Genomic DNA, 21,147 nt, shown 5'->3' with positions numbered 1-21,147 from the left:
TCATTTTTTAGTCACGACGATGCCCTGGAGGCATTGTATTCAAACCTCATCGAAAGCTCGCAACTAGCTATACCCAACAACTGCCTTAAGGTTGAGCGATTCAAAACAGCCACTCTTGCCGGACAACAGCGCAGGATACCGCTTGGTGATTGATGCAAATCAATCTGAAACCAGCGCTTCCTGTCAGGTCTAGGTAATCAACTGATGTCCCGTGGTGTCTTGATGACAAAATGCCGAAAGAGAGCAGGAGGCCGCAGACTGACCTTTCGCGCGCGACGCCTCGTCAGGAAGCACCGGTTTCCACCGGGCGCCCGTTTCAAAAAAGGAAGAACTCAGATGGCGACCGACAGTGCCGCAACGCTAGAAAACGAGAAAATCGATACATCTGGCAAAGTGGGTCTCTTAGCTCTTACGGCCCTTGTGGCGGGCTCCACAGGTTCGAGACGAGTGGCCGCCTGCGACATTGTGGATCGCGGTGGTATCACCGGTAGAGGCCGATTGAATAACGCTTTGGCGCTGCTTGAAGGGACCATCAAAACACAGGTCGCCCTGAACCATGAAGGCGCGTCATGACCACAGAAATCGAAACCAAATCCGAGACAGACGGACGCATCGCAGCAATCCGTGGCGGGGTGGTCGATGTTGTCTTCCACGGACCGGTCCCGCAGATCCATGATCTTCTGTTTGCCGGAGATGTGGCGTTAGAGGTTTCAGCGCTCGTCGGCGAGGGACTTGTGCGGGCCATTTCGATGGCCCCGGTGCGCGGCCTGGGCCTTGGCATGACGGTCAAGGCAACCGGCGGGCCTATCATGGTGCCTGTGGGCGAGGGCGTTCTGGGTCGGATGCTGGATGTGTTCGGCGCGCCGATTGATGGACGCCCCGCACCAGAGGCGGTAGCGCGGCGGTCCATCCACCAAACGCCGCCAGCGCTCAGCGACCGTGTGCTCAAGTCGCAAATTCTTGAAACCGGGATTAAGGCAATAGATCTTCTGTCGCCCATCGAACGCGGTGGGAAAACCGGGCTGTTTGGTGGAGCAGGGGTTGGCAAGACCGTCCTGATCACCGAGTTAATCAACAATACCGTCCAGCACCACAAGGGCGTCAGTCTCTTCTGTGGTATTGGTGAGCGGTCGCGTGAGGCGGAGGAGCTTTATCGAGAGATGGGCGAAGCAGGCGTGCGCGACAACACGGTGATGCTGTTTGGCCAGATGAATGAGGCCCCCGGGGTGCGGTTTCTGATCGGTAATACGGCCCTGACCATGGCGGAGTATTTTCGCGATGACAAAGGGCAGGACGTTCTATTGCTGATCGACAATATTTTCCGCTTTGTTCAGGCGGGGGCCGAGGTGTCAGGCCTTATGGGTCGGATGCCGTCGCGGGTGGGATACCAACCGACGCTCGCCACCGAACTGGCGGCCTTGGAGGAACGTATCACCTCCACCAGCCGCGGTGCGATCACCTCTATTCAGGCGGTCTATGTGCCCGCGGATGATTTCACCGATCCGGCAGCAGCGCATATCTTCTCCCACCTCTCGGCCTCGGTGGTGCTGTCGCGCAAACGCGCCAGCGAAGGCCTGTATCCGGCGGTTGATCCGCTGACTTCGGCCTCGATCATGCTGACGCCAGCGGTCGTCGGGCAGCGGCATTATGATATTGCGCGGGGCGTACGGCGGACTTTGGCGGAGTATGAGGAATTGCGCGACATCATCGCGATGCTCGGCCTTGAGGAACTGTCGGCGGCTGATCGGGCCACGGTGGCCCGCGCACGGCGGTTGGAGCGGTTTCTGACCCAGCCGTTCGTCACAACAGAGTCCTTTTCAGGGAAACCGGGCAAGCTGGTGCCCATCGCGGAAACGCTGGATGGATGCGAGGCAATTCTGGCCCAGACAGAGTTCGAACATCCCGAAAGCGCCTACTACATGATCGGTCCCTTGAGTGATCTTGAGGTCAAGCCATGAGCATGGCGCAGGAGATGAGCGTTACGGTGCGACTTCCCACGCGGACGCTGCTCGAGGGGCGGGCGACCCGCCTGACCGCAGTTGCACAGGACGGGGCTTTTGGGATCCTGCCTAACCATGCCGATTTTGTCACCGCTTTGGTGCCGTCGGTTATGACGCTACGCATGGCAGACGGATCAGAGGAGATATTCGGCTTGGACGAAGGCCTTTTGGTCAAGAAGGGTCACCACGTTGTCGCGGCGGTGCTGCGCGGCGTGCGTGGTGACGACCTTGGGAGTTTGAACGACACGGTCAGGGCCAAGTTCATTGAGATGGACGACGAGGAACGTCAGGCGCGTTCGGCCTTCTCGCGACTGGAAGCGGATGTGGTCCGTCGTTTTGCCGAATTGAGAAAGCCGCACCCATGACGCCCAAACCCGACAAATCGGCTGAGGATATCGCCCGTCACGCAAAGCGGTTGAAATCCGCTCGCGACGATCCGGGCCCAAGCCCGCTGCGCGGTATCGGCACCTTTGGCATGATCGGCTGGTCCATTGCGGTGCCGACCGTTGGCGGAGCTTTTCTGGGGCTCTGGCTCGATCGGGTGGCACCCCAAAGCTTTTCATGGACCATCGCCCTAATCTTGGGCGGGGTCGTTATAGGGGCCTTTATTGCCGCGTCGTGGATTAACAAAGAAGGAGGCGACAAATGATTGTTGTGGACTGGAACGCGGTGGCGTTAGGATTGGCTATTGGTGCTGCCACATCAATGGTGTTTTTCGCTGGCCTCGGCTTAGGGATGCGTCTGGCGCTTCTGACAGAGCGGCCGATCAACATATTAGTTTTAAGTGCCCTTCTGCGGATTGCGGTCCTTCTGGGGATAGGTTGGGCTGTAGCTTTCTATCTTGGCCCATTCGTCTTGGCAGGATTTGCTTTAGCATTTTTCATTGTGCGTACAGTCGCGACTGCAATCGCTCGCGCGGGTGTACCTTTCAGGGATGCGCCATGAATCTGTCGCCGGATCAGACAATCATGTTCGAGGCCTGGGGCTATGGGGTCAACGCGACGATTTTCTATACATGGATCGTTATGGCGCTGCTGACTGTGGCGTCCCTTCTGATCACCCGAAATCTGCGCCCCGACGTGCCGCCAAATCGCTGGAGGACCATGTTGGAGGTCATTGTGCAAGGCATTCAAAGCCAGATCAAAGAAGTTGCGCAAGGCCCATCCGACTACCTGCTATACTACGCAGGTACGCTGTTTTTGTTTGTCGCCATGTCAAACCTGTTGCTGGTTGTTCCAGGGTTCGAGCCGCCGACGGCTTCGTTGTCTACGACAACGGCGCTGGCGCTATCGGTGCTTATCGCAGTTCCCTTGTTCGGCATCACCAGCCGGGGTTTGGGCGGATATCTCAAGACCTATCTTGATCCGTCTTTTATCATGCTGCCGTTCAATATCATATCGGAATTCTCGCGCGGGATATCGCTGGCGATCCGGCTTTACGGCAACATCATGAGCGGGGCCGTTATCGCGGCCATTCTGCTCAGCGTGGCACCCTTCTTCTTTCCTGTCGTTATGGATGTGCTCGGCCTGCTGACCGGCATGATCCAAGCCTATATCTTTGCAATCTTGGCTACGGTCTACATCTCCAGCGCGACGGCACCTCCCAAACCATCACAACCTGAAAAGGAAATCCCATGACAGACCTTGGCATCATCGCCGGCATTTCGATCTTTACCGCAGGATTAACCGTCTCCTTCGGAGCAATCGGTCCCGCGCTTGGTGAAGGACGTACCGCTTCATCCGCGTTAAGCGCGATCGCGCAGCAACCCGACGCGGCATCTGCTATTTCCAGAACGCTGTTCGTCAGTCTTGCCATGATCGAGTCTACTGCCATCTATTGTTTTGTCGTTGCGATGATCCTGATTTTCGCCAACCCATTCTGGAACGCCGCAGTGGCTGCCGCTCAGGCGACAGGAAGCTGACATATGTCGATTGACTGGATCACGGTGGCCGCCCAGATCGCCAATTTTCTGGTACTTGTCTGGCTTCTGAGGCGATTTTTGTACCGCCCTATTCTGGATGGGATTGACGCCCGTGAGGCCGAGATCAAAAACCGGATGCAGGAAGCCGTGCTTGCAAAGGAAAAGGCGCAGGCAGCGGAACAGGAGCATCTGGATCAGGTTAGGGCGCTGAATGCTAAACAATCCGACATGGCAGAGGCTGTGCGACAGGACGCCGAGACACAGCGCGACGCCCTCTTGGATGAAGCGCGCAAACGGCTGGAGAAAGAACGCGTTGCCTGGGCTGTGCATCTGGAGGAAGAGAGGCACAAATATGCCGCGAAATTGCAGTGCGCAGGCGGTGGTGCCTTGCTGTCTTTGACCCGCAAGGCGCTGAGTGATCTTGCGGATGAGACGCTGGAAGGTCGAATTGCCCATAATCTTGCCAAACGGATTGAACCGATGGCCGAAGATCTGCGTGTTGCTGCGGGACAAAGCAAGACGGCGACTGTCACTAGCCAAGGTAAGTTTTCCCAATCTGCTCGAGACGATCTGACAGCCCATTTGCAGAGCGTGTTCCCGGACATTCCAGTTCAGTTCGAAACCGATGCGGACCAGCCTCCCGGCGTCATGCTGCGGATCGGTGGCGCTCAACTGGATTGGACGGTCGATGGCTATATCGACGGCCTGAGCGATCTGCTGGACGCGCAACTGGCCGCTGGTGTTGATCTAAAGATGGCTTCGACATGACCAACGCAGCCACCAACCCGATGTCAGGCCCCGACGCGCTTGTAGAAGCGCTTTTGGCCAGCCCATCCCCGTCACCGCGCCTCAGCGAGGTCGGGAGGGTGGCCGAGGTAGCGGACGGTATCGCCATTGTAACCGGGCTGGAACGTGCATTGTCCGACGAGTTGCTCCGTTTTGCCAGTGGTATGCAGGGTATCGTTCTCGATCTGGAACCGGGCCGCCTTGGTGTTGTCCTGCTTGGCCCCAGCGACTGCGTGTCGGTGGGCGAACGCGTCACACGCTCCCACAAGGTCGTCAGCACACGGGTCGGTCCCGCGCTGTTGGGCCGCGTTGTCGATGCGCTTGGCAATCCAAGAGATGGCAAAGGCCAGATCAAGACCGAAGCGACGCGACCGGTGGAGGCGGAGGCCCCCCAAATCCTCGACAGGCAGGCCATTACGCGGCCGCTGGCGACGGGGATCAAGGCAATCGACGCCGCCGTACCTGTGGGCCTTGGACAGCGCGAACTGATCATCGGTGACCGTCAAACCGGCAAGACATCGCTGGCGGTGGATGCGATCCTGAACCAGAAGACGACCGGCGTGATCTGTGTCTACTGCGCCATCGGCCAACGTGGCGATGCGGTGGCCAAAGTCATCGGGGCGCTTCGTGACGGCGACATGATGGAGAACAGTATCGTAATGTCGGCGGGCGACGAGGATGCGGCAGGCCTTGCCTATGTTGCTCCCTACGCGGCAATGACTATGGCAGAGTATTTCGCGAGCCAAGCCAAGGATGTTCTGGTCATACTGGATGACATGACCCACCATGCACGGTCATACCGGGAGCTATCGCTTTTGCTTCGCCGTCCGCCGGGGCGCGAGGCCTTTCCGGGCGACATTTTTTACATCCATGCGCGGTTGCTGGAGCGGGCAGGGCAGTTCACCTCGTCCGCCGGGGGCGGTTCCATCACGGTTCTGCCAGTGGTCGAAACGCAAGCGGAAAACCTCGCAGCCTATATCCCCACCAACCTCATCTCCATCACCGATGGGCAGATATATCTTTCGCCGCGTCTTGTGCGCAAAAATCAGTTCCCCGCGGTCGATTTAGGTGTGTCGGTGTCGCGCGTGGGCGGCAAGGCGCAGTCTAAGGCGTTCCGGTCCGTAGCCGGAAACCTGCGCGTGACTCTTTCGCAGTTCGAAGAATTGGAAGACTTCGCCCGTTTTGGCACCAGGCTCGACGACGCGACACGTGCCCGCTTGACACGTGGGGCGGCGGTGAGGGCTGCTTTGCGACAGCCGGAACGCGATCCGATCCCCGCCGTCGAACAGTTAACTGTTTTGGTGGCGGCGATGGAGGGACAGTTCGATGGATTAAGTGAGCCTGAAACGATCCAGGTCATGAGCGGGCTCAGGTCGATCGCGAAGCGAGACCTTGGCGATGTCGTTACGCGCATTTCTGAGAACGCTCCGCTTGCCGACTACGACCGGACCAGAATGGTGGAGTTGGGTCGAAAGGCACGCGCAAACTTGAGAGAGAAAAATGGCGCAAACGCTTGAAACCCTCGGGCGTCGAACGACCAGCATGCGGGGAATCCGTAGCGTCGTGCATACAATGAAAACCCTGTCCATCATCAATTTGGCCCCCTATGAGCAGGCCGCAAGGGCAATCGAGACCTATCACGAGACTGTTCTGGAGGGGCTGCATGCCTTTATGACCCGGTTCGGACCGCTGGTACCAACATCCGCCCGCGAAATGCGGCTGATCCTGATCGTCTTCGGGTCGGATCACGGGTTGTGCGGCAACTACAACGAGTCGCTAGCGGGCCATGTGGCAGGGAAGCTGGCCGAACAGGGCATGGATGTGTCGACGGTGCTCTGTGTCGGCGCGCAGATGGCAGATGCGTTGAGGGACCAGAACATCATCATCGAAGAGACGTTTTTTCCCGCAGCATCTGTTGACGGGATTGGGCGTCTGGCAAACCTTCTCACGCAGCGTCTGGAAGCGACCCGCAAATCGGTCCATCCGTACGATATGGCTGTATCCCTTGCTTATGTCACGCAAAACGACACCAACGGACAGGGGCCGGCCATCACCCCCTTGCTGCCACTTGATCAATGCCTTCTGGGCGACCTGAGCGCAAAGCCTTGGGTGTCGCGCAGCCGACCTTGCTATTCGATGCCTGCGAATGACCTGTTCACGGCGTTAGTGCGCAGCCATCTATTCGCCACGCTGTTTCGTGCCATTGCCGAGGCACTGATGACCGAAAACGCCGCACGTCTGGCGCTGATGCAGCAAGCAGAGAGATCGGTTGATGACAAGCTGGAGGAGCTTGGCGCAGAAACTCGCGCTGTGCGTCAGGATGAAATAACTACGGAGTTGCTCGATGTGATCATCGGGTTTGAGGCGTTGAAAAAGCGAAAAGAACCCGAACGGCAGTGATCAGGCCTTGTTGCAGGGGTCGTTCTGAGCCTGATACTGAAGCTGCTCGTTCCCCTTCAGGATGCTGATCCTGCCGCACAAAGTATCATGCGAGCACGCTGATGGTTTCAAAACCCAGTGCGACACAGGTAAGGCAACTGGCGATGAATTAACCTTCTGGCATACTGTCGATCAAATCACGGGTGCTGATGAGTTCAGCGAAACCAGTGATTGACTCACATTTGCCATTTTTTGCCCATCATCACTTCACCTTCGTCCTAGGCTCCGGACGAATGTCGGGCAACAATATGTAAAAGACGGTCGGGCGACCCATCGAACTCATGCTCAATGAAGAATTCCCAACATTGGTCGTTCTTGGGGGTGCTCAGCGTCGACGGTGCATGTTCGTCAATTCGAGATAGGTGGATCAATCTTTGGTTTTTGATTCGGATAAGTGGTGCGCCTCATAGTGATTGCAGATGCCTATGATCAGGTGCTTCGTAATGGGCGGCACAGGCCTCCTCCTGTCCGCGAATGACGCGTTTGCCGCCAAGTGGGCCACCATGTTCGGTGACAACGGTTACCTGTGCTTCAGGCTGATCAGAGCGTTCAAAATAGATCACCACCCAGTCGCGGGTTTTTCCGAAGCGATGCGCAGTCGGGCTGTTTGAAAAGAGTGCGGTAAATTGCCATTCGTCTCGTTCTGTATGCAGGATCGGCAGACGCGTGCCACCAGTCGGATTGAACCGGCGCGGTTTGATCGTGGGCAGTTGCTCCACATTGCTGCGATAGGCCTGATCAACCGCAAGAATGTCAGCGATGGACGGCTGTTGGCGATCCCTTGGGGCCTGTCGGGGACGTCTGCGCGCCAGCATGTCGGTCAGAGAATGACGCAGGCTTTCGACACGGCGTGGTCCGATCCCCTTGATGGTGGCCAGTCGCCCATCATAGGCAGCCGCCTCTAGCGCTTCCAGCGTATCAATGCCCAAGTCATCATGGATCTGACGGGCCAGCGCGGGGCCAATCATCGGCACGGACTGAAATACTTGTTCTGGATCGGCAGCACCGCGCAGGCGGTCCAGAAGGCCCAATGCGCCAGTATCAAGAATTTCGGCGATGGTGGCTGCAATTGACGGGCCGATTGTGGGCAAATCATCGAGACCACGCTTGCCCCCGCTCTGATAGTCGAGCCGGACAGGATGTGGCAGTCCCCGCAGGTAACTGGCCGCATCGCGGTAAGCCCGCACGCGGAAAAGCGAGGCGTTCTGCTGGTCCAAAAGGCTTGCCACATCCTCCAATTTGTCGGCGACAAAGCGGTTTTCAGACAGATTATCTTCGCACGTTTGTTGGGGAGCCATAGTTTCCTCCGGTCAGTTCGTTGTTTTAAGGTAACTTGTCGCTGGGGCATGTGCGTTGATCGCGATCAATCAGGGCTGAGCGCGGTTTGCGGGCCAGAGGCACACGCGTTTAGGTCTTTGGCATACGCCGGGATTTTAAATCAGGGCTTTGGTGCGCACCACAGTTGTCTTGCTATTTCCTGAAAGCCCGCCAATTAGAACAAGCGCTGGTTCGGGCGGAGACAGGTCGATGTCGTCGTAGCGCCCGGCACGTTTGATATTGAGTGCGAGATTGCCTGCCAGGAAGATCACTGCGCCATGCGTTTGAACTACTTCGACTGGGCCACCTCCGAGGTGCTCCTTCGCAGAGGAGAGAAAACCAATCTTGTCATTCTGCGTATCGGGATTCTTAGAGATTTGTTCCATAGGGATCAGCCAAGCTCCAACGCCTTGCGCCACGCGCCTGGACATAACGTTTCAACCTGCTTGCGTGTTATCGGCGTGCCATCTGGTTCGAAGGCCGTCAGTTCCATTCCTTGCTTGATCAGAATTGCGACAGGTCTTTTCTGTCCAGCAACCAGAGCCGTCGCTCTACAGTTTGTTGCTATAACCGTGCACTCAGACAGCGCCGTTATTTGGCGCGGCCCTATTTGCACCACCTTGTCCAGCACTACTGTCATCTGCTCGGTCCGAATGCGCGCCATGCAAAGCACAGGATAGGGACAAAGAGCGCGGCCACTGTAACACGAACGGCCGCCGTCATGCTCCCTTTCAGGCAGGCCTTCGTGAAATCTGGGCGCAAATCTAACAAAACCGATGCAGGCAAAGGGCTGGTATATTGCAGCGGCATGAGCAGCCCAGAAAGTTGACCGGTATCCGCAGGGTCGCTAAAGCCATAGTCTGCGTCGATGTGCAATTCCGCCACGTGAACATGCCGCAATATTCCTCTCATCAGTTCAGGCAGAGCGCTGATCAATGCGCCATTCACGCACTTGCGTCGTGATGATCTTCGTTGCTTGGGTTTTGCCCGTTTAGTCATGTGCCTCGGGACGACATCTTGGCTGGGTCCCTTTGCGAGCGTGAAGCGCGGGGCTAGCCGGCCCAATGCATGAACCTCGACGCGGTAAGCAAACAGTGGGGAATTGGTCAGATGCACGCGCAGAAAGACAGGTGTGATCAAAATCAGGCCTGCTAAGCCCAGAACGGCAAACAATAGCCAAAATAGGACCCCCAACAAAAGAGACATATCGGCTCAGGTGTCTGATTTGTCTTTTGACGCCGACATTTTGTCCATGACAGCAGTGGCGGCCTCAGCGGCAATCTCGGTCATACTGGTCAACGCGCCTTTGACAGACTCAACGCGTGCGCCTTCCTTGTCAAAGATGATCGCGCCCAAAGGTTTGATCCCGCCACCGGCACCAGTTCCCGCTGAATTTCCCGACTTTTGGTCGACCTTTCCGCCTGCACCAAAGCCAAAGCCATAACTAACAATCGGGATAACCGTCGCCCCATCGCGTTCAATCGGATCGCCAAGGACGTTCTTTGCGTTCAACAATTGGTCGAGCTCTTCAACCGTGCCTTTCAGCAGCTTCTCAACGTCTTCCATCAGTCTCTCCTAAGCTTTTGGGACATAACTTTTGTGATTAGCTGATGGTGAGCATTGCGCATTGACCCTGATCAATTGGCATTAGGGAATCTTGTTCCTCCGTCTGCCCAATTCGCTGCTCTGACGTAAGGTAAGATATTGAAATAGAACAGCAAAACCGGACGGCGTTTCAAGGTGTGTTGTATGGATGTTGGGTTCTCTTGATCCACCCAGATTGTGTTTTATCGTCTTGTTTTGACTTGCCTCAATATCGGAGAACTGCGGGCCGCATAATTTGGCGAAGGCACTACTTTTGAAACCCAAGGCGAGGTGGCAACCGTGTATCAGAATATTCTAATCCCAGTTCTTTTTGATGAAGAGCATCACAATCAGGCTTCCTTTGACGTGGCAAAGAAACTGGCAGGAAAAGATGCTAAATTTACTCTCTTACATGTAATGGAGCCAATCCCAGGCTTTGCACTTGCCGAAATACCGGAGGACGTAATGAAGAAGACTCGCAATCGTATTGAGACATCAGTGTCTGAAATGGCGCAGGATTTCGCGGGATCAGAAGCTAAGATCATTTCTGGTCAGGCTGGAAGGGCAATAGTCGACTATGCGAGCACCAACGAAATCGATTGCATTATTGTGGCATCCCACAGGCCAGGGATTGGAGACTTCTTCCTAGGGTCCACAGCCGCGCGCGTTGTGCGCCACGCAACTTGCTCAGTGCATGTAATCCGATAGAAGGGCAGATACACATGCGCCCTAGATTCAGCATTGCACGTGGGTGGCTGTCTCTGACTACATTCTTTCTCCACAGCGCAAGAGGGTAATCTCGAAATGGGGAGGTTGATAGCTGATGAGTACTGCTCCGTTTGCCATAATATCGAACCAAATGGGCCCTTCAAATTGGGAATCCCAAGCTTTGCAGTAATCGCCAAATACCAGCTCTGCTGGGCAGGTCTGAAGACGGATTGTTAGAACATTTCATGAGAGAATGCCGCGTTATAAAGAGTATATGATTGGCGGGAACATTGACGATATGGTGGCATACATCATGATTTTGGAAAAATGAGAATCGGGTTTGGTAGAAGCCGCTGGAAAGCGGTCATTTGGTCGCTGTTAGAACAGATCCAAAGGTGGATTGTCATTCGCTGGACTGACCAAGGTAGGCAAATCGATAGGCCAGTGCGACGCCACCAGCGCCGCCGACAATATTCCCCAAGGTCACCCAAATCAGGTTTGCCAAAGCATCACTCATGGTTACCCCAGAACCGGCCATCCAACCCTGAGGGAAGAAGTACATATTCGCTACTGAATGTTCGAGGCCGAGCAAAACGAACGCACTTATGGGCCAGAGGATAGCCATTATTTTCCCCGCCGCAGTCCGTGCCGCGAAAGACAGCCAAATCGCGAGACACACTAGCGCATTGCACAAGGCACCGCGCACGAAGGCTTCGAATGGTAGCAGCGCGGCCTTGGCTTCTGGTATTTTTGCTGCTGTACTGCCCACTGCGCCATCCAGAATGCCACTCAGACCGAAAGCAATAGCCAGCCCTGCCGCGCCGACAAAGTTTCCGACATACACGACAGCCCAGCTTCGCAACAGCATGCGCATAGTGATTTTTCGATCAACGGCCGCCATCACCATCAGCGCGTTGCCAGTGAATAATTCTGCCCCTCCGATGATCACCAATATGAGGCCAAGCGAAAACACCACACTGCCCAGCAATCTTGCTGGTCCATAAGCGGCATCTACTCCGGTCATCACAGCAGTGTAGGCGGCAGCTCCAAATCCAATGAACGCCCCGGCTAGGATAGCGAGCACAAACATCTGAGCTACCGGAAGATGTGCCTTTGCGACACCAGCGCCCTCTACCAGAGCAGCGATCTTTGCAGGCTTATAGGCGTCATGGTTGTTTTCAACTATCATCCGATTGACGATAGCGGATCGGTCAGAGAGGGGAAGGCCAATATCGGCTCAGGGCTGGTGCGCGCTGCTGCAGAACCTGTCGGTGATGGCGGGCAGGACAGGATTGATCTCACCTGCAGCCGGGTTGATTTGAACCAAATCAAGGTAAATCGGCAAAGTAACCATAGTCTAACGAACAAGGCGCGGGAGATCATGAAACATTCGGCGACAGAGACCGCGCATCTTTAGCGCTCGATTGGTCTGGTCGGCCTAGTCTTATACGGTCTTGGCGTCACCATTGGCACCGGCATTTATGTACCGGTTGGTTAAACGATTGTGCGGACAGGCCCATAGTGTCGACAACCAGTTGGATTGGAGCGCGCATGACCGGGTTTTGCGTTTCTGACAAAGTCAGCCCCTTGCCCCGGGGCGAGAGCGTGGAAAAGTCCGGCACTACAATCTGGACGCCCAACAGCCGAACGATGCTCGAATGAGACCTTGGGTTTGCCGCAGCGGTTGTTTAAAAACCACGCCCAGCGTCAGACAAATCTCAACCGCCAGGTCCGAATATTTCCGCTGGCCACCCTGGGTTGCCCGATGCGGAGCCGACCACAATTCAAGCGCCTCAGCATTGACCCAAACCGTTAGATCCCCGCGGCGGCGAAGGCCTTCATTATAGTTTGCCCAGTTAGTCACCCGAAACTTCTGCTTGGGGATCTTGTCACGACGAACAGCAATGCACTTGCCGGGCATCTACAGCATCCTGAATGGAACGAACCGCCTCAGTATCAAACTGACGGACCCATTCAACAACGCCATGACCCTGAAGGACAGCGCTATCTCGCTCCTGACTATGCCGCGAAGAGAGAACACTTCTAAAATCGATCATGTCCAATGCGCTTCTGATCCACCCTCGCATTGATGGAAATCAAGTCGCTGGTCTGCCAACAGAATATGTTTCTTCATAAAATGTTGTCAGGGAGCTACCTTATGAAGCGCGCGATTTTGATCCTACTCTTGGCAGAAATGGGGTGTGCCCCAGATAGTCCTTCATCGGGACGTACGGTTTTTGTCAATTCCTGTGCATCTTGTCATGGTGTCACAGGTCGTGGGGACGGACCTTTGGCTGCTGAGCTTGAAGTCAAGCCAGCGGACTTGACAAAAATTGCAGCGCGGCGCGACGGTCTTTGGCCGATGGTCGAGGTAATGTCTATCATCGACGGATATCACCGCCGAACTCTTCCACGAGAGAAAATGCCGGTTTTTGGCGACTTGGCAGAAGGTAGGCTGGTCCCTTTCGATGCGGGAGATGGTAGGCTAACACCCACACCGGTTACGCTGATTGCATTAGCAAATTATCTTGAATTGATTCAGGATCCAAAGGCGACGGGAACATACCCTTGATTGCCGCGGCGGTCCTCACTTGCTGGAATCGCCGCATGGCGGACCTGTTTTCGTGACCAGTAGTCTCGTCAATGCCCGTATTCGGCTATTGGATCGATATGATTGGCATTTTGGGTATTTTTACCTGATAGGAAAAGTTGCCAGATTCAGAAAAAAACAGCCATCCGAACCAATCATTTGTGATGTTCCAAACACATGCAATTCGGCATTGAGCAAATATCAGACATCATTCGGAAGAACGCGCGCCACAACGTTTTTAAGCAGCTGAGAGACGTCGTTGTCGAAGTTGTTCCAAGGCAGACTGCCACAAAACGTGATGGATCCGGTTGAGAAGACGGATCCTCCGCCTGGATAGTTGATTAGGACCATATCGGCATGCATGGCGTCCTTGGCGCTGCCGCCTGATAGATTTGTAAGATGGGTCAGTTGTTCCTCGGGCACCAGCATAAAGCCGTTGTCGCGCGTCACAGATTGCGCCAGGAGCACAGTGTTTTGGGGTGTACCGATAGTGTAGTCCATATGATCGAGCTCGAACCCGGCAGCGCCGTTCCCCGAATACCCGTAGTTGCCGATCAATGTGTTCTTTACACCCTCAAAGACCCAATCGTAGGCGGCATCGGTACAGACCCGGCGATACGGATCACCAAAGAACTCGCCTTGGGCCGCGAACCCGATCCCAACAAGATCTTGAGGGGCACGCCCATTGCGACGCCAGAGGCCGCCGTAGGTGCCGTCAAAGGCGTTGTAGTATTCACCGGGCTCTGCAGCCCAGGCGCGAATGCCGTCTTCGGCGCGGCGGATTTCGAGCATGTCTTCGCTCTCAGGGTGCAAGGCAATGCGCCAATAGAACCCGTTTCCGCCAAGATACAGCAGATGGCCGCCGCCGTCACGATAGTCGCGCAGCGCGTTCAAAGTTTCGCTGGTATGGTATTCGGGATGAGTACCCGTGGTGACAGCACTATAGCCCGCAATGGCCGCCGCGCCGTCATCATGCAATTCCCTGTCCGTAACGATGTCGTAGTTGATCCCCATCGCATGCAGCCAGGAAATAAGGTGCATGTCGGCTGGGAAATGGCGCAATCCAGAACAGTCGGCTTCGCCAAAAGTGAAATACCCGGGCTTGAGATTGAAAAGTGGGCGCTTGTGTGATGCATGGCAAATTCCAGACCCGTCAGCGTGGTAGTTATAGGTCGATAGCCCGTATTCCGGATGCTCAGCTGGGTTATACGGATAAGCGTCCCAATCACTGATCCGGTCCTGCCAAGACGGCTTGTAGTCAGGCCGCGCATGGTTGCCGTAGATGGCGTAGGTGAAGGTCGAGACCAGTACGCAGAGCTTTGCCTTGGGTTTCCCCAATGGGGGGCAAACAAAGAATGGGATTGCGTCCTCAAATTCTTCGCACCCAATCCGCATGATATAAACGCCAGATGGAATATCGTCGGGCAATGTGTAGGTAAAGTCGGTATCCCATCCAAAATCGTAGATGTCGTCTTGATGGAAATGGATCGCCGCATAATGCGCAGGTTTGTGGGTCCAGTTCATTTCTGATCCGTTCCAAGCGGATCCGGTTACAGCGCGGGCGGGATAGTTCACCAGCGTTAAGTTGGGTCCAGCCTGCGCAGGGACGATGCAGCTTGAGATGTCCCGCGACAAATCCCATTGGCAAAGTAACTGTCCATCTACTGTGACTTTAGGGGCCTCAATCTTACCGTTAAAATGTTGTGCTGGCTTTGCGTCGATCAAGTGGGCTGCAAGTGTGGGCCGACCAAAGAGCGCCAGATCGGGAATGCCTTCCCTCGTCTCGTTTTGGGCAGCTTCCGCACGGTGTCCGATTGGGATTTGTGCGAGAGAGATAGTATCGTGCGTGATCCGAGCTTGGATGTCATACCAACGCCGCAGGGTCAGGGCTTTACCCAACGTGATCGTGCGCCCGTCGATCGCAAGGCTGATTGCGCCATCTGGGTCGATCCTAAGATCATAGCGCCCGATTCCTACAATAGTCTGAGCCTGCGCGCTGCGCAGTGTGGGATAAATCCGTGCCGACAGGGCAACCTCGGATGCCGGAGTGGCCGTCACGTTGGTCTGCCCGATACCGTAGGAGCCGGCAGCAAAGGGTCGATGCACTGATGGATAGGTAGATTTCTTGAAATAGGGTGATGCGTCCTCCTCAACGATGCCTGGCCCCTCGGGGTTGGGATCCGCGCTGATGGATCGCATAAGGTGGGCTTGGAAGGGTTTCGCAGACGTAGATGACACTTTGAAATTAAAGGTGTCACCGGGTCGGCCAGAGAGGCGGTCAACATATCCCAAAAGTGGGATATCTTTTAGGTGTGTCGCCATTGTGCCCGTCCTTTGTGATGATAGCCTATCAATTGCCTATTCTGTTTTTAATGGCAATGTGTCTTGGACGTTGATTGTGTTCCGTTAGTGGCGAACAATGAGTTGGATATATGGATGTTATTGTGAAGCGAATTGACCGCGACCGTCTGACAAGCACCCATTGGGGTACTTATCGTGTTCAAGTGGACGATGGACGCGTCACAGGGTTGCAGCCCTTTGAGCAAGACAGTGATCCATCGCCCATTGGGCAGGGGATTGTCGATGTCTTGGACGGGCCGACACGGATCACAGCACCTATGGTGCGCAAAAGTTGGCTCGAGGGTGGTCCTGGTACCGCTGGGCATTTGCGTGGCGGCGACAGTTTTGTGCAAGTCAGTTGGGATGAGGCCGATCGGTTGGTGGCGTCTGAACTAAAGCGCGTGACCGAGACCCACGGCAATCAGGCTATTTACGCCGGGTCATACGGATGGGCGAGTGCCGGGCGGTTTCACCATGCCCAAGGGCAGTTGAAACGGTTCCTCAACTGCATTGGTGGTTTCACAAGTTCAAAGAACACGTACAGCTTTGCCGCCGCAGAAGTTGTCGTCCCCCATGTGCTGGGTGATTTTCGAGGGCCGCTGGACAGCACGACCTCTTGGCAATCCATCGCCAAGCATTGCGAGTTGTTTGTGGCTTTCGGTGGGGTGCCGCTGAAGAACGGTCAGATTTCACAAGGTGGTCTTGGAGCACATGTCCAAAAGGCAGGAGTCACTGCTGCGGCCGAAGCGGGTGTGCAATTCGTGAACATCTCTCCCTTGAAGGCCGATATGGCCGCCTTTGCACAAGCCCAATGGATTGCGCCGCGCCCATCGACTGACACTGCGCTGATGTTGGGACTGGCATATACATTGCTTGAAGAGAACTTGCACGATAAGGCGTTCTTGGCCAAATACACAGCAGGCTTTAAACCGTTTGCAGCCTATCTGTGCGGGGATGCGGATGATATCCCAAAAACCGCAGATTGGGCAGCCGATATCTGTGCTGTGCCTGCAGATGACATCCGAAAGCTTGCACGGCGTATGGCATCACAGCGAACGATGCTCTCGGTAAGCTGGTCACTCACCCGGCAGGATCATGGCGAACAGCCGTTCTGGGCCGCGATTGCCTTGGCCTCCATGCTGGGTCAGATCGGACTGCCCGGCACAGGGCTGGGCTTTGGCTATTCAGCGATGAACAACATCGGCCTGCAGCGACGGAACATCGACTATGCGTCCTTGCCTCAAGGCCGTAATCCAGTGCCTGATTTCATTCCTGTCGCGCGTGTGACGGATATGCTGGAAAACCCCGGTGGCCGTTTCGACTATGACGGGCAGAGCCTGATCTACCCCGATATTCGTTTGGTCTGGTGGGCTGGCGGCAATCCGTTCCATCATCATCAAGACTTGAACCGGATGCGCAAGGCTTGGGCCCGTCCAGAAACAATCATTGCAAACGAATGGTGCTGGAACAGCCTTGCGCGCCACGCCGACATCGTGTTGCCCTGTACGACACCGCTTGAACGTAGCGACATCGCTCTTACCCCCAAAGACCCGTTTCAGGTGGTGATGGATCAGGCCATTGATCCCGTGGGCGACGCGAAAAGCGATCATGACATCTTTCGGGGCATTGCCTCTGAGATGGGCGTTGAAGCGGCCTTTACCGAAGGGCGCAGTCCCGAGGAGTGGCAGCGCCGACTTTATGACATTTCCCGCCAGTCTGCTGCCGGTGAAGGCGTCGGCCTGCCTGACTGGGATAGTTTCCAGCGCGAAGGGTTTTTTCGCGTTCCTGCGCCAGAATACGATACCATCATGCTTGAGGACTTCCGCAACGATCCAGGTGCACATCCGTTGAAAACACCCAGCGGGAAGATCGAGATATTTTCTGAAACCATCGCGGGTTTTGGCTATGATGATTGTCCGGGCCATCCTGCATGGTTGGAGCCCTTTGAATGGCTGGGGAACACGCGTGCTTACGCGCTTCATATGATTTCAAACCAGCCCCGCGATAAACTCCACTCGCAACTTGATCACGGCGCAGTCAGTCAATCTGGCCGGATCGCGAGGCGGGAACCTTGCTTGATGCATAGCGCAGATGCCAAGTCGCGGGGGCTTACAGCCGGGCAGGTTGTGCGGATATTCAACGATCGCGGGTCCTGTATCGCTGGATTGCAGATCAGCGATGACATCATGCCGGGCGTCATCCAGATCGCGACAGGTGCGTGGTTCGACCCTGATGGTGAGTCTTGTAGCAATGGGAACCCCAACGTCTTGACTCCAGACAAGGGCACTTCGCGGCTGGCACAGGGCCCAATAGCGCATTCGTGTCTGGTTGAAATTGTGGCAGCACCGGAGGGTGCTGGCGTTTCGCAAATTTATTCACCGCCTGACGTAATCAGGCCTTCCTAGGACAAGGCATAGTCTTAGTCCCGGTCAACAGTAAGATCGGCCAACCGATAACATGGACCGACCCCTTGGGCAGTTGTGGCACAAGGCAGGATCTCCGCTTGTGCTCATGCGAACGTATCTGGAAGGTTTTAGCCCAGTGGGCGGCACAGCTTGAAGCGTTGAGCCCAATAGCGCTGGAACTGGACGGGTACGGGAACAGTTATGCACGTAATGGGCACGGGTGGTATCGCAAGAATTGCTGAGCAGACCCTTACGGACCCAACCGAACAATGCGTCGGCAGGTTTCACATTTTGAGACATTTGAAGGGCGACACGATTTGGCAGCAGCAGGCCTCTATGGCCCCTGAGAGGATTTGGCGGCAAAAGGGTGCTTTACCTGGTCGGTTTGAAAAAGTTGAGGTGTCGCATGCCCGCACCGGGGGGGGGCACGGAACGGCGCATCGCAGTAACTTAGTTCGGCCAAGGTGATCAGGCAGCAGACTATTCACTTTGAGGAGGTTGGTGGAACGGCCATCGAACATACCGCTCTTGGCGGGCTGACTGCAGTCGGAAATTGAAATGACGACGCGACCTTGGCGCAGTCCACTCCTCTTAAGATGCTTCCGTCAGCGCTTTTCCTTCGCCTGAAAACCAGCCCTTACCCGGCACGGCAGCCAGCAATTCGGTGGTGTAGGGATGCTGCGGATTGGCGAAGAGCTCTGCTGTTGGCCCGATCTCGACGACCTCACCACGCTGCATCACTGCGATCCTGTCGCAGACCTGAGCGGCAACCCGCAGATCGTGAGTTATAAAGATCATCGACAGGTTCATGCGGTCGCGGATTTCGTCCAGAAGATCGAGGATCTGCGCCTGAATTGAGACGTCCAGCGCCGATACCGGCTCATCTGCAACCAAAATCTCGGGTTCCAGCGCAAGCGCGCGGGCAATGCCAATGCGTTGCCGCTGTCCACCTGAAAACTCATGTGGAAAGCGTTCGTAGGCGCGATCGTCCAGTCCAACGATCCGCAGCAGCTCCAGTGCTCTTTCGCGTGCCTCTGTGCGGCTTGCACCATACATCTCGGGTCCTTGCGCAATGATACGCCCGACCTTTGAGCGGGGATTGAGTGATGCAAAGGGATCCTGAAACATCATCTGAATTTTAGCACGGTGCGGGCGCATCGCGGCGCGGCCCAAGGGGCGAAGATCGGTGTCGCCTAGCAGAATTTCACCGGCTTCTGCATCGGTTAAACGGACAATGCATCGCGCGACCGTAGATTTTCCAGATCCAGATTCACCAACAATCCCCAACGTTTCGCCCCGTGTCAGGTCAAGTGTTACTTCCTTAGCCGCATGCACAACGCGGGCTTTGCCACCAAATAACCCGCCGCCGCCGCTATAAGTTTTGGTCAGTGCATTGACCCGCAGAACCATTTCTTTTGATCGTGGTCGTGCGGCCCGAGGGATCAATGACGGCACTGCCGCCATTAGGGCTTGGGTATAAGGGTGGCGGGGTCTGCGCAGAACTTCTTCGGTTGGGCCAGTCTCAACCACGAGCCCGTTCTGCATCACAGCCACGCGGTCGGCAATATCAGCGACGACCCCAAAATCATGGGTGATGAAGACAACGCCAGTGCCATGGGTTTCCTGCATTTGTTTGATCAACCGCAAGACTTGTGCCTGCGTGGTCACGTCAAGCGCTGTAGTTGGCTCGTCCGCAATCAGGATTTTCGGATCAAGTGCCAACGCCATTGCGATCATTGCGCGCTGGCGTTGGCCACCTGACAATTGGTGTGGATAGGCGCTAAGGGCCTGCTCTGGCTCTGGCAGTTGGACGTCGTGCAGCAGTTTTAGGGCGCGACTGCGCCGCTCACTCCCCGACATCTTTTCGTGGAAGCGAAATACTTCGTCGATTTGCCCGCCAATGTTCATCAGAGGGTTGAGTGCCGTCATTGGCTCCTGAAAGATCATCGAAATTTCTGACCCACGGATTTGTCGTAGACGGGCCTCGCTGGCGGCGGCAAGGTCTTCACCCTGAAAATTCACTTGCCCTTTGGCTATATGCACATGCGGCTTTGGCAAAAGCCCCATGATGGCGCGAGCCGTAAGGGATTTGCCTGACCCGGACTCGCCCACAACGCATAGGATTTCATTCGCGTCCAGATGGAGGTTCGCGGCTTCAACCGCATATTTACGCTGCCCCCCAGCGGGCAGGCCGACGTGCAGGTCTCTGATGTCAAGAAGGCGGGTCATGATCTATCCCTCAGGCGCGGGTTTAAGGCATCGTTCAAGCCTTCACCCACAAGGTTGATTGCCAGCACTGTCAGCAGGATCGCGATGCCAGGGAAGGTGCAGACCCACCAAGCCGAACGCAGCAATGTCCGTCCCGCACCAATCTGGAATCCCCAGCTCATGATGTTGGGATCACCCAAACCAAGGAAAGCCAGGCCGCTTTCGATCAAGATCGCCGTAGCCACCATCAAAGACCCGATTACAATAATCGGAGATAGGCAGTTTGGCAGAATTTCCCCAAGCATGATCCGCACATCACCCATACCAAGGGTATGGCAGGCTTGGACGAATTCGCGATTCCTTAAGCTTAGAAACTCGCCCCGTACTAAACGGGCGACGGCAGGCCATGAGACGACAGCAATCGCAATGACGATACTTTCGATGGAGGGCTTCATAATTGCGACCAACAGGATGGCGAACAGAAAAGACGGGATCGTTTGGAACATCTCTGTGGTACGCATCAACAGGTTGTCGACAATGCCACCGTAGTACCCAGCAAGCGCGCCCATGATGACACCGACGAACACCGCCACCAGCGTGGCCAGCAACCCGATGAGCAAAGATGTCTTTGCCCCATGCGCAATACCAGACGCAACATCACGTCCGAGCGAGTCACTGCCTAAAAGGAACCCATTAGCACCGGGCGGTGACATGGACTGACCCACCAAACTAAAAGGATCAGCGGGAAAAATAAAGGGTGCTGAGATTGCCATCAAGAAGATCAGAAAGAGAATAATCATTCCCATTACGGCGGGACGATTGCGTGCGAAAAGCTTCCAGAATTCCATG

General features: G+C 55.6%; 23 protein-coding genes. 13 read left to right on the top strand and 10 right to left on the bottom strand.

Going from position 1 to position 21,147, the window contains the following annotated elements; genetic code table 11:
- The first annotated feature begins 336 nt into the window (after positions 1-336).
- From C1J03_RS23980 to C1J03_RS23935, 10 genes are read left to right on the top strand one after another with little or no spacing between them, the layout of a single operon-like run.
- Positions 337-573: a hypothetical protein gene (locus C1J03_RS23980; RefSeq protein ID WP_114889261.1), complete on the top strand. Its 237-nt coding sequence runs from the start codon at positions 337-339 to the stop codon at positions 571-573.
- Positions 570-1,958 (top strand): F0F1 ATP synthase subunit beta, encoded by a 1,389-nt coding sequence (gene atpD, locus C1J03_RS23975; RefSeq protein WP_114889260.1) that lies wholly within the window; start codon positions 570-572, stop codon positions 1,956-1,958. Before C1J03_RS23980 ends, atpD begins: the two co-directional genes overlap by 4 nt.
- Positions 1,955-2,365: an ATPase gene (locus C1J03_RS23970; protein ID WP_114889259.1), complete on the top strand. Its 411-nt coding sequence runs from the start codon at positions 1,955-1,957 to the stop codon at positions 2,363-2,365. The genes atpD and C1J03_RS23970 overlap by 4 nt, the downstream gene beginning before the upstream one ends.
- The gene (locus tag C1J03_RS23965; protein WP_114889258.1) at positions 2,362-2,649 is read left to right on the top strand and encodes an AtpZ/AtpI family protein; all 288 of its coding nucleotides are present in this window, start codon (positions 2,362-2,364) and stop codon (positions 2,647-2,649) included. The genes C1J03_RS23970 and C1J03_RS23965 overlap by 4 nt, the downstream gene beginning before the upstream one ends.
- A complete protein-coding gene (locus C1J03_RS23960; protein ID WP_254694300.1) occupies positions 2,646-2,945 on the top strand; it encodes an N-ATPase subunit AtpR in 300 nt (99 codons plus the stop codon). Before C1J03_RS23965 ends, C1J03_RS23960 begins: the two co-directional genes overlap by 4 nt.
- Positions 2,942-3,637 carry a F0F1 ATP synthase subunit A gene (locus C1J03_RS23955; protein ID WP_114889257.1) on the top strand — a complete coding sequence of 232 codons (696 nt, stop codon included), beginning with the start codon at positions 2,942-2,944 and terminating at the stop codon, positions 3,635-3,637. Before C1J03_RS23960 ends, C1J03_RS23955 begins: the two co-directional genes overlap by 4 nt.
- Positions 3,634-3,921, top strand: a complete 288-nt coding sequence (locus C1J03_RS23950; protein WP_114889256.1) for a F0F1 ATP synthase subunit C — start codon at positions 3,634-3,636, stop codon at positions 3,919-3,921. The genes C1J03_RS23955 and C1J03_RS23950 overlap by 4 nt, the downstream gene beginning before the upstream one ends.
- A 3-nt stretch (positions 3,922-3,924) precedes the next feature.
- Positions 3,925-4,689: a F0F1 ATP synthase subunit B family protein gene (locus C1J03_RS23945; RefSeq protein ID WP_114889255.1), complete on the top strand. Its 765-nt coding sequence runs from the start codon at positions 3,925-3,927 to the stop codon at positions 4,687-4,689.
- Entirely contained in the window at positions 4,686-6,224 is a 1,539-nt protein-coding gene (locus tag C1J03_RS23940; RefSeq protein ID WP_114889254.1) for a F0F1 ATP synthase subunit alpha, read from the top strand. Before C1J03_RS23945 ends, C1J03_RS23940 begins: the two co-directional genes overlap by 4 nt.
- Complete coding sequence (locus C1J03_RS23935; RefSeq protein ID WP_114889253.1) at positions 6,208-7,107, top strand: F0F1 ATP synthase subunit gamma; 900 nt, start codon at positions 6,208-6,210, stop codon at positions 7,105-7,107. The genes C1J03_RS23940 and C1J03_RS23935 overlap by 17 nt, the downstream gene beginning before the upstream one ends.
- Before the next feature lie 443 nt (positions 7,108-7,550).
- Here C1J03_RS23935 and C1J03_RS23930 read toward each other — a convergent pair whose 3' ends face one another.
- The 5 genes from C1J03_RS23930 to C1J03_RS23910 all read right to left on the bottom strand — a co-directional run bounded on the left by C1J03_RS23930 (position 7,551) and on the right by C1J03_RS23910 (position 10,029).
- A complete protein-coding gene (locus C1J03_RS23930; protein WP_114889252.1) occupies positions 7,551-8,444 on the bottom strand; it encodes a helix-hairpin-helix domain-containing protein in 894 nt (297 codons plus the stop codon).
- A gap of 135 nt (positions 8,445-8,579) precedes the next feature.
- Positions 8,580-8,849, bottom strand: a complete 270-nt coding sequence (locus C1J03_RS23925) for a hypothetical protein (protein ID WP_114889251.1) — start codon at positions 8,847-8,849, stop codon at positions 8,580-8,582.
- A gap of 5 nt (positions 8,850-8,854) precedes the next feature.
- Positions 8,855-9,103, bottom strand: a complete 249-nt coding sequence (locus C1J03_RS23920) for a hypothetical protein (protein ID WP_114889250.1) — start codon at positions 9,101-9,103, stop codon at positions 8,855-8,857.
- Entirely contained in the window at positions 9,100-9,363 is a 264-nt protein-coding gene (locus C1J03_RS25520) for a DUF2953 domain-containing protein (protein ID WP_162798660.1), read from the bottom strand. The genes C1J03_RS23920 and C1J03_RS25520 overlap by 4 nt, the downstream gene beginning before the upstream one ends.
- Before the next feature lie 312 nt (positions 9,364-9,675).
- Entirely contained in the window at positions 9,676-10,029 is a 354-nt protein-coding gene (locus tag C1J03_RS23910; RefSeq protein ID WP_114889248.1) for a GerW family sporulation protein, read from the bottom strand.
- A 309-nt stretch (positions 10,030-10,338) separates the two neighbouring features.
- On the opposite strand from C1J03_RS23910, the gene C1J03_RS23905 reads away from it, so the two are divergent.
- Positions 10,339-10,755 carry a universal stress protein gene (locus C1J03_RS23905; protein WP_368073936.1) on the top strand — a complete coding sequence of 139 codons (417 nt, stop codon included), beginning with the start codon at positions 10,339-10,341 and terminating at the stop codon, positions 10,753-10,755.
- Positions 10,756-11,158: 403 nt separating this feature from the next.
- On the opposite strand, the gene C1J03_RS23900 is transcribed toward C1J03_RS23905, so the two are convergent.
- Entirely contained in the window at positions 11,159-11,944 is a 786-nt protein-coding gene (locus C1J03_RS23900) for a formate/nitrite transporter family protein (protein ID WP_114889246.1), read from the bottom strand.
- A 432-nt stretch (positions 11,945-12,376) separates the two neighbouring features.
- On the bottom strand, positions 12,377-12,676 hold the full coding sequence (locus C1J03_RS23895) for a transposase (protein WP_254694299.1): 300 nt from the start codon (positions 12,674-12,676) through the stop codon (positions 12,377-12,379).
- 237 nt (positions 12,677-12,913) lie between these two features.
- Between C1J03_RS23895 and C1J03_RS23890 the strand changes: the two genes are divergently transcribed.
- Positions 12,914-13,327 (top strand): c-type cytochrome, encoded by a 414-nt coding sequence (locus C1J03_RS23890; RefSeq protein WP_114889305.1) that lies wholly within the window; start codon positions 12,914-12,916, stop codon positions 13,325-13,327.
- 219 nt (positions 13,328-13,546) lie between these two features.
- Here C1J03_RS23890 and C1J03_RS23885 read toward each other — a convergent pair whose 3' ends face one another.
- Complete coding sequence (locus C1J03_RS23885; RefSeq protein ID WP_114889245.1) at positions 13,547-15,667, bottom strand: N,N-dimethylformamidase beta subunit family domain-containing protein; 2,121 nt, start codon at positions 15,665-15,667, stop codon at positions 13,547-13,549.
- Between the two features lie 110 nt (positions 15,668-15,777).
- Here C1J03_RS23885 and C1J03_RS23880 point away from each other — a divergent pair, with 110 nt between their 5' ends.
- Positions 15,778-18,090, top strand: coding sequence for a molybdopterin guanine dinucleotide-containing S/N-oxide reductase (locus C1J03_RS23880; RefSeq protein ID WP_114889244.1), 2,313 nt, complete (start codon positions 15,778-15,780; stop codon positions 18,088-18,090).
- A 591-nt stretch (positions 18,091-18,681) separates the two neighbouring features.
- On the opposite strand, the gene C1J03_RS23870 is transcribed toward C1J03_RS23880, so the two are convergent.
- Positions 18,682-20,319, bottom strand: a complete 1,638-nt coding sequence (locus C1J03_RS23870) for an ABC transporter ATP-binding protein (RefSeq protein ID WP_114889242.1) — start codon at positions 20,317-20,319, stop codon at positions 18,682-18,684.
- Positions 20,316-21,146: an ABC transporter permease gene (locus tag C1J03_RS23865; protein ID WP_114889241.1), complete on the bottom strand. Its 831-nt coding sequence runs from the start codon at positions 21,144-21,146 to the stop codon at positions 20,316-20,318. Before C1J03_RS23865 ends, C1J03_RS23870 begins: the two co-directional genes overlap by 4 nt.
- Between the last annotated feature and the right edge of the window lies 1 nt (position 21,147).

The organism is Sulfitobacter sp. SK012 (assembly GCF_003352085.1).
In the GTDB taxonomy this organism is placed as follows: Bacteria; Pseudomonadota; Alphaproteobacteria; order Rhodobacterales; family Rhodobacteraceae; genus Sulfitobacter.
This window is presented reverse-complemented; position numbering and strand designations above follow the sequence as displayed.